The 13,170-nt window shown below is 64.5% G+C and carries 10 protein-coding genes; 7 read left to right on the top strand and 3 right to left on the bottom strand.

The features are described from left to right. Positions 1-165: 165 nt before the first annotated feature. Positions 166-2,427: a marine proteobacterial sortase target protein gene (locus NLM15_RS42750; protein WP_254123989.1), complete on the bottom strand. Its 2,262-nt coding sequence runs from the start codon at positions 2,425-2,427 to the stop codon at positions 166-168. Between the two features lie 185 nt (positions 2,428-2,612). On the opposite strand from NLM15_RS42750, the gene NLM15_RS42745 reads away from it, so the two are divergent. Together NLM15_RS42745 and NLM15_RS42740 are read left to right on the top strand one after the other, a co-directional pair. Further along, a complete protein-coding gene (locus NLM15_RS42745) occupies positions 2,613-3,383 on the top strand; it encodes a helix-turn-helix transcriptional regulator (protein WP_254123988.1) in 771 nt (256 codons plus the stop codon). A 48-nt stretch (positions 3,384-3,431) separates the two neighbouring features. Next, positions 3,432-4,922, top strand: coding sequence for a glycosyltransferase family 2 protein (locus NLM15_RS42740; RefSeq protein ID WP_254123987.1), 1,491 nt, complete (start codon positions 3,432-3,434; stop codon positions 4,920-4,922). On the opposite strand, the gene NLM15_RS42735 is transcribed toward NLM15_RS42740, so the two are convergent. Both NLM15_RS42735 and NLM15_RS42730 read right to left on the bottom strand, forming a co-directional pair. Next, the gene (locus NLM15_RS42735) at positions 4,919-6,139 is read right to left on the bottom strand and encodes an ABC transporter substrate-binding protein (RefSeq protein ID WP_254123986.1); all 1,221 of its coding nucleotides are present in this window, start codon (positions 6,137-6,139) and stop codon (positions 4,919-4,921) included. The two genes, NLM15_RS42740 and NLM15_RS42735, sit on opposite strands and share 4 nt — an antisense overlap. Positions 6,140-6,215: 76 nt before the next feature. Then, positions 6,216-7,766, bottom strand: coding sequence for a long-chain fatty acid--CoA ligase (locus tag NLM15_RS42730; RefSeq protein WP_254123985.1), 1,551 nt, complete (start codon positions 7,764-7,766; stop codon positions 6,216-6,218). Positions 7,767-8,032: 266 nt separating this feature from the next. On the opposite strand from NLM15_RS42730, the gene NLM15_RS42725 reads away from it, so the two are divergent. The 5 genes from NLM15_RS42725 (at position 8,033) to NLM15_RS42705 (ending at position 13,146) form a co-directional block, all read left to right on the top strand. After that, positions 8,033-9,169 (top strand): acyl-CoA dehydrogenase family protein, encoded by a 1,137-nt coding sequence (locus NLM15_RS42725; protein ID WP_254123984.1) that lies wholly within the window; start codon positions 8,033-8,035, stop codon positions 9,167-9,169. Positions 9,170-9,287: 118 nt separating this feature from the next. Further along, complete coding sequence (locus NLM15_RS42720; protein WP_254123983.1) at positions 9,288-10,451, top strand: acyl-CoA dehydrogenase family protein; 1,164 nt, start codon at positions 9,288-9,290, stop codon at positions 10,449-10,451. Further along, positions 10,451-11,107: a glutathione S-transferase family protein gene (locus tag NLM15_RS42715; RefSeq protein WP_254123982.1), complete on the top strand. Its 657-nt coding sequence runs from the start codon at positions 10,451-10,453 to the stop codon at positions 11,105-11,107. Before NLM15_RS42720 ends, NLM15_RS42715 begins: the two co-directional genes overlap by 1 nt. Positions 11,108-11,281: 174 nt before the next feature. Continuing rightward, positions 11,282-12,082, top strand: coding sequence for a helix-turn-helix domain-containing protein (locus tag NLM15_RS42710; RefSeq protein WP_254123981.1), 801 nt, complete (start codon positions 11,282-11,284; stop codon positions 12,080-12,082). Positions 12,083-12,279: 197 nt separating this feature from the next. Then, positions 12,280-13,146, top strand: a complete 867-nt coding sequence (locus tag NLM15_RS42705) for a 3-keto-5-aminohexanoate cleavage protein (protein ID WP_254123980.1) — start codon at positions 12,280-12,282, stop codon at positions 13,144-13,146. Positions 13,147-13,170: the final 24 nt, after the last annotated feature.

Here is a 13,170-nt window from a genome sequence, read left to right as displayed (position 1 = left end):
ATCGTCATTGGCGAGCGAAGCGAGGCAATCCAGAGTCTTTCCCCGGAGGCAGTCTGGATTGCTTCGCTGCGCTCGCAATGACGGAAGAAGAAAAAGGCGCGCGCGGCCGTTGGTGTGGGACGGGCGACCGCGCGCGCTAACAGAGGAGTTCGGGGGGCTCCTCTCTCAAGCAGCGTCAGTGAGCAAGGGCTGACGCCGGTTGAACACGAACAGGATCAGGGCGAGCACGATCAGGACGAAGCCAGCGATCATCTTCAGCTCGGCCGAGGTTGCAGTCTTGGGCAGGCGAACGGCATCGGGGGCGGCAGGTGTCGGCCGTCGCACTGCCGGCTGGTTGCGCGCGTCGGCATGACGTTCGCGGAGTTGCGCCGGCACCTGCGGCCGTTCGCCAAAGACTTTCGCGAAATCCCAGCCGGCCGGCAGGTTGAGCGGCAGCTCGCTGAGCTTGAGCGGCTCGCCCTCGGGGCGGCTCGGCGTCTTGTCGACCGCGACGAGGCTGGTCAGCCGCGTGACGATCTGATGGTCGAGCGCCAGTGCCAGGATCGCTTTGTCGGATGCCTCGGGCGTCATCTCGCGCAGGGTGCGGGCGACTTCGGCATCGCCGATCTTGCGCTGGGCCCAGAGTTTTGACAGGCCCTTGCCTTCGGCGGCGTTTTGCAGCGGCAGCGTCACCGACCACGGGCGGTCGCCGACGCGTCCCTTGATCTCGAGCGAACCCGCGGGCTTGTAGAGCTTTGCCGCCAGTACCAGCGGCTCGTCGCGATAGACGTCGGGAATGACCGCGGGCGTGACGTCGGCCTTCGCGTCAGAGAATTTCGCACTGAGACCCGTCACTGCCGGGTTCTCCAGCTTGGCGAACAGGCCGCGCATGCGCTCCTCGACCTGCTCGACGGAGCCGATATGGGTGAAGGCACCGCGGCCAAGCTCGGCGGCGCGTGTCATCAGATAGGTGTTGGGCGCGGATCCGATGCCGACCATGAAGATGCGCGAGCGCCCCCGCATCGCCGTGATCGTTTCGAACAATTGCTGCTCGTTGCCGATCGCACCGTCGGTCAGGAATACCACCTGGCGGACCATGCCGGTGTCGCCGAGCTTGTCGGTCAGCGCCGCCCGCATCGCCGGCACCATCTCGGTGCCACCGCGCGCCTGCAACGCGTCGACGAACGAGGTTGCGTCCCTGACATGCGCTGCATCAGCCTGTACGGCGGTCGGGAACAACACATCCATGGTGTCGTCGAACCGGATCACGTTGAAGCGGTCGTTCGGCTGAAGGCGGCCGAGGGCGTAAAGCAGGCTGGCTTTGGCCTGCACGATCGACGTGCCGCCCATCGAGCCGGAATTGTCGATCACGAACACGACCTCGCGCGGCAGCGGCTTTTGCGTCGCCTGCTCGGCGCTGGGCGGGGTGACGAAGGCAAGCAGATAATCGGCATCGCCGACACGCTCACGGAACAGGCCGACCGACGGCGCCTTCTCCGCGGCGGGCTTCCAGGTCAGTTCAAAATCGCGGTCGGCAGGTACAGTGCCTTCAGCGAGCGTGACGATCCGCGTCGCATTGTCAGGGCTCTCGACCTTGACGTTGTGGTGATGGCTCTTGACCTCGCCGAGCGCGAAGCCGGCTTTCAAACGTACCGTGATGCTGGTCGGATTGACCGGCGCGTTCTTCGCGGGGTCCAGCACCGGTGGCGAGATGCGGTCCCGGTCAGGCACCGGCTCCGAATTCGTCGCGCCCCAGCCCGAGCCGTCGTTGCGGAAGTCGACGCTCTGCACGATCGGCGCCGGATTGTAGCGCGGTCCGACCACGAGCGGCAGGCGCAGCGAATATTCATTGCCGGATTGATGCACCGGCTCCTGGTATTCGATCTGCACCAGCACGGTTTCGCCTGGGCCGATATTGGCGACCGAGTTGGTGAAGATGTTCGGCCGCTCCTGTTCGGTGAGCGCGGCCTTCTGTCCGGCACGGCGCGCCTGCTCGTAGATCACGCGGGCTTGCTGCCGCTCCTTGATGTCGCCGACGATGACGCGGTCGCCGACCACCATCTTCAGCGTATCGACGGCGCCGCCGGTGGGAAGCGGATAGACGTAGGTCGCCTCGACCCAGTCCTTGGTCGGGTTGCGGAAGATCTGGGTGACGCGGGCGCGCAGCGTCGGGCCGGATACCGTGATGTCGACATCGATGCCGAGGCGGATCGCTTCGGCATAAGCGCCGTCCTCCTTCAGCAGAAGGGTGCCGGATCTGGCATCGCCGGGCTGGAGCAGGCTGGCCTGCTCCGCCGTCGCCGACCATCCCGGCTCAAAACTCACCAGCAGGGCCACGAAGGCGACCAGCATCACCGCGATGCCCTGCACCAGAAGAAACAATCCGATCGTGATCAGCCGCCCCAGCATGGGGTGTTCGTCACTGTCGGCCGTGTCGTAGGTATCCATTTCGCCTGCTCCCGAAGGATGGTTGCTGGCTCGGAGCATCCGTCGGGAGGGCCTGAATTCGCGAGCAGAATGATCGGCAATGTTCCGCCGCAGCCGGCCCCGGCAGCCGCGGCCGGAACGGCCAAGTGCGGTTTTGTGCTGGTTTGTCCGCCCTGCTAGACTGGCCCTCGCAAGGCAGGGTTGAGATGCAGATGCAGGATAAAATCACCGATAGACAGCTTTCGGACGAGCAGAGCCGCGAGATCGCGGAGACCATCCGCGAGGAGCTCGCCAGGCGACGGATTTCCCGGCAGGCGCTGGCCGAGCAGGCCAAGCTCAGCCTGTCCACGCTGGAGAAGGTGCTCGGCGGCCGGCGGCCGTTCACGCTGGCAACGACCGTGCGGCTGGAGCAGGCCCTCGGCGTATCCTTGCGCAAAAGCGCCATCGTGGTGGCGCCCCCGGCCGCAAACGATGTCGCGCCCGACAGCCTCGGCTCCTATGCGCATCGCGCGGTGACCTGGCTCGAGGACGTCTACATCACGCTGCGGCCATCCTTCGGCGACAAGGATGCGATCTTCGCCTATCGCACCGAGATCGTCTGGGAGCCGAAGGTGTCTTCACTGGTGTTCCGTGAAGGCGAGCGGACCGATGCCGCCTATGAGCACACCGGCGAGGTGGCGGTGCCGCATCAGTCCGGCTTCATCTACCTCGTCATCATCAAGCACGGCCAGCATCGCGTGATCACGGTGTCGCGGCCGACGGTTGCCGGCGAGATGTACGGCATCATCTCGACGCTCCGCGCCGGCCCCGGCTCGCAACTGACGCCGATCGCGGCGCCGATCGCCTATGTGCCGCTCCGCAATGTCCCGAAGCCGTCGCTGGGACGGGTCGGTCCCGACGATCCCAACCACGCGTTGTATGCAAAGCATCTGCGCCGCACGGTGGAAGAATCGTTCGCATTGTTTCTGTCGGTATAGTCTGTGAGAAAAGTCCGAAAATGGCGTCGCATGCGTCTATAAGGAGGCATGCAGGACGTGCCCGCGTCATACGGTGGTGAATCCCCGCTTTTCTCCGTCATCATCCCGCTCGAGTTTCATCGCGGGCAGTGGGAGCTGTCGTGGCTCGGCTGGACATCGCAGACAGCGGACGCATCTCTTTACGAACTCATCCTGGTTGTGCCGCCCGACTTCACGGCGCACGACAAGCTGAGCGCCCTCGCCGGCGACAGTGCGCGTCTCGAATTCACTAACTCGGATCACGACATCGGGCTCTGCGCCTTCGGCGCGGCCAAGGCCCGCGGCAAATACCTCTTCTTCACGGAGTCGCATTGCTGGCCCGAGCCCGACGTGATCGATGCCTGCATCCGCGCGATCGACGCTCATCCCGACTGGGCTGGGTTCTCCTGCCGGTCGGTGCCGATCTGCCATAACCGGCTGTCGGTGGCGGAGGCCGCAATGTACCAGGCCGATATCGAGTTCGGCATGAAGCAGCATCCCTGGCGCAAGGTGCTGGACCAGTGCTTCGTGACGCGGCGCGACGTCTATCGGGAATGCGGCGGCCTGCGCGAGGAGTTCGGTCATTTCGCCGAATGGGTGCTCGCCGCCGCGTATCACGCGAGGGGCCATACGATCGGCTATCTCGAGGAGGCGCGCTTCCATCACTACTATATCGGCGAAATCGGCGAGCTGAAGAAATTCACGCTCGATTTCGTGCAAGGTGAGATCCGCTATCTCCGCGAAGCGCGCGACGATCCCGGCAGCGAGCTGCTCGACATTCCGATCGAATGGAGCAGCCGCGGCGATTTCAACGTGGCGCTCGCGCGCAGCGCCCTGGTCGCACGGATGCGATCCGCGCACGTGAATCGCGAGAGCCTGGAGGGTCTCTGGCGCTGGGGGCCGATCGCGCTGACGGGCGGCCGCTCTGCATGCACTTCAGCTCGCATCTCTGGAGCCTATGCGCGTTGTGTGTTGACCATGCTCACGATGGTCGGCTCCCGCGACGGCATTGCGCGTTGGCTGAAGCGCTACATCGCCTCGCTGATCCGCTTTCAGCGCCTCGATTGCATTCACGGCAGCGGCGAGGCCGCCGGCGCGAAACTGCCGCGCCTCGGAGATCGGGTGGTGGCGCAGGCGGGCTTCCACGCGCCCGAAGTCTGGCAGCACCGCAGCTTTCGCTGGAGTGAGCCGGAAGCCGCGTTGCGGATCAGGGTGCCGAACGGGCGCAACGTGATCCGCATTGCATCGCCGGAGATTCGCGGGCCCCTGGATCGAATCGGGGTGCGGTTCTATCTCGACGGCGTACGCCTCTCCGATGCAGCGATCGCCATCGACGCCGACGCCTTCGTCCTGCAATTCGATCAGCCGTCATCCGGCACGGCGATACTGGCATGGACATGCTCGCGCTTTGCGGCGCAAGGTGACGAGCGTCGGCTTGGTCTGCCGGTGGCAGGGATCAGCATCGGGGCGGACGAGGGCGCGAACGACGCGCCATCGCCCGCCGCCATGATGCAGGGCTAGCCGCCCGTTTCGGCGCTGATGATGTCGCCGAACAGCTCCCACTGGCCCTTCTTGAACCGCCACATCTTGAGCTGCTCGATCGGTGCGAAGTCGGTGGAAGAGGTGTTGATCTTGATCCCCGGGATCAGCGTGTCGGGGACGAAGTCCTTCAGGCTGGCGGCCTGCTTCATCACGTTCTCGCGGGTCAGGTTGTCACCCGACTGCTTCAGCACCTGCACCATCGTCTGCGCCGCGGCATAGGCGTACACCAGATTGGCGTCCGAAATGTTGGCGCCGGGCATGTATTTGTCGATGAAGGTCATGAACTTCTTCATGCCTTCGTCGTCCTTCCACTGCGGGTCCGACGCATCCTTCAGATAGCCCGCCGACAGCACGCCTTCGGAGGCCTCGAGGCCGGCCGGCTTCATCACCGCGCCGATGGACACCGACACGTCGGTCATCAGGTGCATCGGCTTCCACTCCAGCTCCGCGATCTTCTTGATGGCCTGCGCGGCGAACTTCGGGGTCGCGATGTTCACGAAGACATCGGCGCCGGTGCCCTTGAGCTTGACGATATGGGCATCGATCGACGGCTCCGACGTCTCGTAGCTCTCTTCGGCCACGATCAGCTTCGCTGCCTTGTCACCGAACACGTCCTTGATGCCGGCGAGGTAGTCCTTGCCGAAGTCGTCGTTGGCATAGAAGATCGCAACCTTCGCGTCCGGCTTCTCCTTCAGAATATACTTCGCGAAGATCTGTGCCTCGACCCGGTAGCTGGGCTGGAAGCCCATGGTCCAGGGAAAGTTCTTCGGGTCGTTCCACTTGCTGGCGCCGGTGGCGAGGAAGAGCTGCGGCACCTTCTTGGCGTTGTGATATTTCTGCACGGCGGTCTGGGTCGGTGTGCCCAGCGCGTTGAACACCAGGAAGACCTCGTCGCTCTCGATCAGCTTGCGGACCTGCTCCACCGTCTTCGGCGGCGAGTAGCCGTCGTCATACGAAATCCAGTTGATCTTGCGGCCGTTGATGCCGCCCTGGTCGTTGATCATCTTGAAATAGGCTTCCTCGGTCTTGCCGATGATGCCGTAGGCGGAAGCGGGACCCGAATAGGCCTCGACATTGCCGATCTTGATCTCGGTGTCGGTGACGCCGGTGTCGTACGCCTTCTGCGCATACGCGGATGGGGTCGCAAGCAGTGTCAGCGCCGTTGCTGCGGCAAGCAGGGAGAGCTTCTTGTTCATGAAAATTCCTTGGGGTTCTCTTGGTTTTGGGCAGGCACGTCGAAAAACAAAAGCGCCCGCGAGAGGGGCGCTTTGATCAGGCGTTGGCGACTTTCTTGTCGACTTCAGAGGCCACCGAGAATTCCTTGCGCAAGGTCGGCTTGTGGATCTTGCCGGTGGCGTTGCGCGGCAAGGCATCGACAAAGCGGATCTGGCGAGGGCATTTGAAGCGCGCCAGGTTCGCCGCGCAGTGCGCAAAGACATCCGCCTCGGTCAGTCGCTGTCCGGGCTTGGCCGCGACGATGGCGAGCCCCACTTCGCCCCATTGCGGATCGGGAATGCCGATCACGGCGGCTTCCGCGATGGCGTTGAGCTGGTGCAGGACGTTCTCGACCTCGGCCGGATAGACGTTCTCGCCGCCCGAGATGTACATGTCCTTCCAGCGGTCGACGATGTAGTAGAAGCCCTCCTCGTCGACGCGGGTCGCATCGCCGGTGTGTAGCCAGCCGTCGGTGAAGGAATTCTTGTTTGCCTCCGGCCTGTTCCAGTAGCCCGGCGTGATGTTCGGCCCCTTGACCCAGAGCTCGCCGAGTTCGCCGATATCGGCGTCGCTGCCATCGGGGCGCACGATGCGGACTTCCGTGTGCAGCACCGGCTTGCCGGCCGAGCCCGCCTTGCGCGCCGCATCCTCGCGGTCGAGCACCAGCACGGCCGGCGAGGTCTCGGTCATGCCGTAGCCCTGCTGCAGCGCGACGCCGCGCGCCTCCCACACTTTCAGCAGCGGCACCGGCATCGGTGCGCCGCCGACACCGCCGACGATCAGCCGCCCGAGATCGGTCGTCGCGAAGGCCGGGTGCTGGGCCATGAACTGGTAGATCGCGGGCACGCCGAAGAACACGTTGATGCCCTGCGCGGGATCGTTGATCAGGCCGAGCGCCGTGCCGGGATCGAAGGCGCGCATGATCATCACGGTGCCGCCGGCATGCAGCACCGGATTGGTGTAGCAATTGAGACCGCCGGTGTGGAACAGCGGCAGCACGGTGAGCAGCACCGAGGACGGTCCGATGCAGGCGGGGCCGCCGAGATTGACGCAATTCCAGAAGGTCATGCCATGGGTGATGGTGGCGCCCTTCGGATGACCCGTGGTGCCCGACGTGTACATGATGGTCGAGACGTCATCGAGCGTGACCTCTTCGGCGCGGTCGAGCGGCTTGGCTGCCGCAATGCCGGCCTCATAGGCGCCGCCGGGCCCGAGCAGCAGGCTGGTCGCGATGTTGCAGAGCTTTGCGACGCTCAGCGCGGTCTCGGCGAGATCGGTGTCGTGGATCATCACCTTCGGCGCGCAGTCGCTGGTGATGAACTGGAGCTCGGGAACGGTGAGGCGGGTGTTCAGCGGCACGAAGATGGCGCCCAGCCGCCCGCAAGCGAATTGCACCTCCAGCGTATCGGTGGTGTTCAGCGCCAGCACCGCGACGCGGTCGCCGCGCGAGACTTTCAGCGTGTCGCGGAGGAATCCGGCGAGGCGCGCGACGCGGGCATCGAGGTGCCCATAGGTGAAGCGGCGCTCGCTCGCGAGGTCGATCACCGCGACCTTATCAGGCGTGCGGCGGCCGTGATGGACGATCCAGTCGTAATAACGAACGGCCAAAAATTCCTCCCTCGGCGGTCTTGTGTCGCCTCTCGTCCCTATCGGGTGCACCATGCCCGGCGTGGCCCTGGGGCCAGCCGGAGTTTGTGCGCCACGTCTTTTTTTGCTCCGGAGTTGGCCTGCGAGGGGTGAAAATCGTCTTGCGTTGAGTTGCTAGGTCATGGCCTGCCGTGGACCGGATCCCCCGTCAGCCACTCTGCGCAAGTGAACCGCAGATGTTCCGGCCATGGTGGAGAGGACGAATCCGCCAACAAGGCGAGAGTGCGATGAAGAGCCCATTCTATACCGCCGAGCATGACGCCTTCCGCGAGGTGATGCGCCGCTTCGTCGACAAGGAGATCGCGCCTTTTGCCCATGAATGGGACGAGGCTGGCGAATTTCCCCGTCTGCTCTATCGCAAGGCGGCCGAGATTGGCTTGTTGGGGCTCGGTTTCCCCGAGGAATATGGCGGGATCGCCGCCGACCAGTTCATGAAGATCGTCGCGAGCCAGGAGTTGGCGCGGGCCGGCGCCGGCGGTGTCAGCGCCAGCCTGATGAGCCACACCATCGGCTCGCCGCCGATCGCGCGGGCGGCGCGCCCGGAGGTCAGGGCGCGGGTGCTGCCGCAGGTGCTGGCGGGCGAGAAGATCTCCGCGCTGGCGATCACCGAGCCGGGTGGCGGCTCGGATGTCGCGAACCTCCGCACCAAGGCGCGGCGCGATGGCGATCACTACGTCGTGAGCGGCGAGAAGACCTTCATCACCTCCGGCGTGCGCGCCGATTATCTGACCGTTGCGGTGCGCACGGGCGGCGAGGGCGCTGGCGGCGTCAGCCTGCTCCTGATCGAGGGCGATACGCCCGGCCTGTCGCGGACGAAGCTGAAGAAGATGGGTTGGTGGGCGTCCGACACCGCGACGCTGCATTTCGACGAGTGTCGGGTGCCGGCCGAAAACCTGATCGGCGAGGAAGGCCAGGGCTTCAAGATCATCATGCGGAACTTCAACAGCGAGCGCATGGGCATGGCGGCGGGCTGCACCGCGTTCGCGCGGGTCTGCCTCGACGAGGCGATCGCCTACGCCAGGGAGCGCAAGACCTTCGGCAAGCCGCTCGCCCAGCACCAGGTGATCCGCCACAAGATCGTCGACATGGCCCAGAAGGTCGCGGCCTCGCAGGCGATGCTGGAGATGCTGGCCTGGCGGCTGGAGCAGGGTGAGAGCCCGGTCGCCGAAATCTGCATGATGAAGAACCAGGCGACGCAGACTATGGCCTTCTGCGCCTCGGAGGCCGTGCAGATCTTCGGCGGCGCCGGCTTCATGCGCGGCATCAAGGCCGAGCGCATTTATCGCGAGGTCAAGGTCAACGCCATCGGCGGCGGCACCGAGGAGATCATGAAGGATCTGGCCAGCCGGCAGATGGGATTGTGACTTTCACCGTCATTCCGGGGCGACGCGAAGCGTCGAACCCGGAATCTCGATCTTGTAGGACTCATCTCTGGATTCCGGGTTCGCGCTTTGCGCGCCCCGGAATGACGAAGGGGAAATAATGCTCTTCACCGCCGACCACGACGACATCCGCCGATCCCTGCAAAAATTCATCGCGGGCGAGATCAATCCCCATGTCGACGAATGGGAAAAGGCCGACATCTTCCCGGCGCATGAGCTGTTCAAGAAGATGGGCAGCCTCGGCTTTCTCGGGCTCAACAAGCCGGTCGAGTTCGGCGGCTCGGGCCTCGACTACTCCTACGCGCTGATGATGGCGGAGGAGCTGGGCGCGATCACCTGCGGCGGCGTGCCGATGGCGATCGGGGTCCAGACCGACATGGCGACGCCGGCGCTGGCCCGGTTCGGCTCTGACGAGGTGCGGCGTGAGTTTCTGGCGCCCTCGATTTCGGGCGATTACGTCGCCTGCATCGGCGTCTCCGAGCCCGGTGCGGGCTCCGATGTCGCCTCGATCAAGACCAACGCGCGCTCGGACGGCGACGACTACGTCATCAATGGCGGCAAGATGTGGATCACCAACGGCACCCAGGCCGACTGGATCTGCCTGCTCGCCAACACCGGCGATGGGCCGGTTCACCGCAACAAGTCGCTGATCTGCGTGCCCATGAAGAGCAACGGCGTCACGGTGGCGCGAAAACTCGACAAGATGGGGATGCGCTCGTCGGACACCGCACAGATATTCTTCGACAATGTCCGCGTGCCCAAGCGCAACCGGATCGGCGAGGAGGGCAAGGGCTTTACCTACCAGATGATCCAGTTCCAGGAGGAGCGGCTCTGGGGTGCGGCCGCCTGCCTCAAGGCGCACGAATACATCATCGATCAAACCATCGAATACACCCGCAACCGTAAGGCCTTCGGAAAGTCGATCCTCGACAATCAGGTGGTGCACTTCAAGCTTGCGGAGATGCAGACCGAGGTCGAGCTGTTGCGCGCGCTGATCTATCGCGCCGCCGAGCAGCTGGTCGCCGGCGAGGACGTGACGCGGCTTGCAACCATGGCCAAGCTGAAGGCCGGCCGGCTCGGTCGTGAGCTGACCGACGCCTGCTTGCAATATTGGGGCGGAATGGGCTTTACCAACGAGACGCCGGTCAGCCGTGCCTATCGCGACAGCCGCCTGACCTCGATCGGTGGCGGCGCCGACGAGGTCATGCTGACGGTCCTGTGCAAGATGATGGGCACGCTGCCCGGCAGCAAGGGAAATGCCTGATGATTACGCTTTATCACTGCGACGGCGCACGTTCGTTTCGACCGCTCTGGATGCTGGAGGAGATGGGGCTCCCCTACGAGTTGAAGATGCTGCCGTTCCCGCCGCGGGTCTTCGCCAAGGACTATCTCGGCATCAATCCGCTGGGCACGATTCCCTTCATGGTCGACGGCGAGACGAAGATGACCGAGTCCTCGGGCATCTGCCACTATCTCGGCATCAAGCACGGGCCGACGCCGCTGATGGTCGGGCCGGAAGATCCCGCCTATGGCGCGTTCCTGAACTGGATGTATTTCAGCGACGCCACGTTAACCTTTCCGCAAACGCTGGTGCTCCGCTACACCCAGCTCGAGCCGGAGGAGCGCCGCAATCCGCAGGTCGCCACCGATTATGCAAAATGGTTCTTGGGGCGACTGCGCGCCGTCGAGGCAGCGACGGCCAATGCCGAAACATTGTGCGCGGGCCGCTTCACCGCCGCTGACATTGTCATTGGTTACGCGCTCCGCCTTGCCGACAGCATCGGGCTCGCGAAGGACTTTGGGCCAAATGTCGCAGCCTATTGGGCGCGCTTGCAGCAGCGCGACGGTTTCAGGCGCGCGGTCGCTGCGGAGCAGAAGGCTGGCGTCGAGCAGAATGTTGCACCGCGTGTGAGGGCGTAAGCTTTCACTGATTGGGACTACAGTCTCACGACGGTTCCGGGCGAGCCACCTTCGTCCTGGGATGCCAACGTTTTGCGCCTCGTGACAGCGCTATCGCGCCGTGACAGCGCCCAAATTTCCGCTAAGGTGACCTCCGTCCGCAGCGGCCAAAGAGCCGCGCGAGGAGGACCGCCAATGGAAGATAAGGGTCGCGAATCCGACCATCTGATGCTGATCACGCCGGAACGGGTATTCTATGCCGGTTTGCTCGGACGGCCCCGCAAGCGAACCCCGGGCTGCTGCCACGTCTATGTGGCGGTGAAGGGCAGCCTGCATCTGACGATCGACGACGTATTCGCCACCGGCGAGCTGTTCGTGACACTGCCGAACCAGCGGCATTCCATCGCCAGCGACTACCGCACTGCAATCAGCGTCACGCTTGAACCTGAGAGCATGTCGGACGGCGTGATCGAGGCGTTGGCCGAGCGGCTGATGGGACCGGACCGCGCAGTCTATGCCCGCAAAATCCTCGCTGCCTACGCTCTGCTGCGCCAGCGCCGCTATGGCGACATCACCACCGCCGAATTCGACGAGATGTGTTTTGGCGAGGCGCTGCCGCGCCGCGTCCTCGACCCGCGCGTGACGCGCGCGGTCGCCCGCATCGAGCGCTTCTCCGGCGAGCCGGTGACGGCGGATACATGCGCGGCGGAGGCGGGTCTCTCGGCCTCGCGCTTCCTGCATCTGTTCAAGGAAGAGACCGGCATTTCCTTCCGCTCCTTCCGCGCCTGGAAGCGTGCGCGGCATTTGCTGCACTTCGCCAACCAGGACCTCAACCTCGCCCATCTCGCGCAGGACATCGGCTATCCCGACTCCACGCATTTCAGCCACTCGATCCGCCGCTTCTACGGATTGAAGCCGCGGGCGATCTTCGTCGGCTCGCGCGACCTTGCGATCTATCGCAGTAGCGAGACTGTGCGGCTCGCGGAGGCGAGCTAGCGTCGCTCTCGTAGGGTGGGCAAAGCGAAGCGTGCCCACCATCTTCCTTAAGCGGCGAGACGTGGTGGGCACGGCGCAAGGCGCCTTTGCCCACCCTACGATTCCTCGTTTTTCCCAGCTTCTCCGCGCAAGAAGCCGCATGTCGCGCGTCACATGATCGCAAACGTTGAATGATCAACCTGCGAGACATGAGTGGCATGAGCGACAAGGCCGTCATCACCTGCGCGCTGAACGGCGTGCTCACCGACCCGAAGCAGCACAACGTGCCCGTCACGCCCGAGCAGATGGCGCGCGAGGCCAAGGCTGCGTTCGATGCCGGCGCGTCCATCATGCACATCCATCTGCGCCAGCAGGCGCCGGACAAGGGGCACCTGCCGTCCTGGGACGTCAGCGTCAGCAAGGAAATCCAGCAGGCGATTCGCGAAGCCTGCCCCGGCGTCATCATCAATCACACGTCGGGCGTGTCAGGGCCGAACTACAGCGGTGCGCTCGACTGCATCCGCGAGACCAGGCCCGAGATCGCCGCCTGCAATGCCGGCTCGCTGAATTACCTGAAAGTGAAGGCCGACAATACCTGGGCCTGGCCGCCGATGATGTTCGACAACGCGGTCGAGAAGGTGAAGGACTATCTCGACGTCATGAACGCGGTCGGCACCATCCCCGAGTTCGAATGTTTCGACGTCGGCATCGTCCGCTGCGTCGGCATGTATCATCAGGTGGGCATGTACAAGGGCCCGCTCGAATATAACTTCGTGATGGGCGTGGCCTCCGGCATGCCGTCCGATCCCGAGCTGCTGCCGATCCTGATCAAGCTGAAACGCCCCGAGGCGCAGTTTCAGGTCACGGCGATCGGCCGCGAGGAAATCTGGCCGCTGCATCAGCGTTGCGCCGAGCTCGGCGGTCATCTCCGCACCGGTCTCGAGGACGCCTTCTATCTCGCCGACGGCAAGAAGGTGACGTCGAACGGCCAGCTGATCGAGGCCATCGCCGCCTGCGCCCGCCGCGCCGGCCGCGAGATCGCAAGCCCGGCCGAGGCGCGGAAGATCTTTGGGACGAATCGCTGAACGTCGTTCCGGGGCGCGCGAAGC

This window comes from Bradyrhizobium sp. CCGB20, from assembly GCF_024199855.1.
Classification (GTDB): Bacteria; Pseudomonadota; Alphaproteobacteria; order Rhizobiales; family Xanthobacteraceae; genus Bradyrhizobium.
Note: the sequence above shows the minus strand (reverse complement) of the source record. Positions and strands in the feature narration are given on the sequence as shown.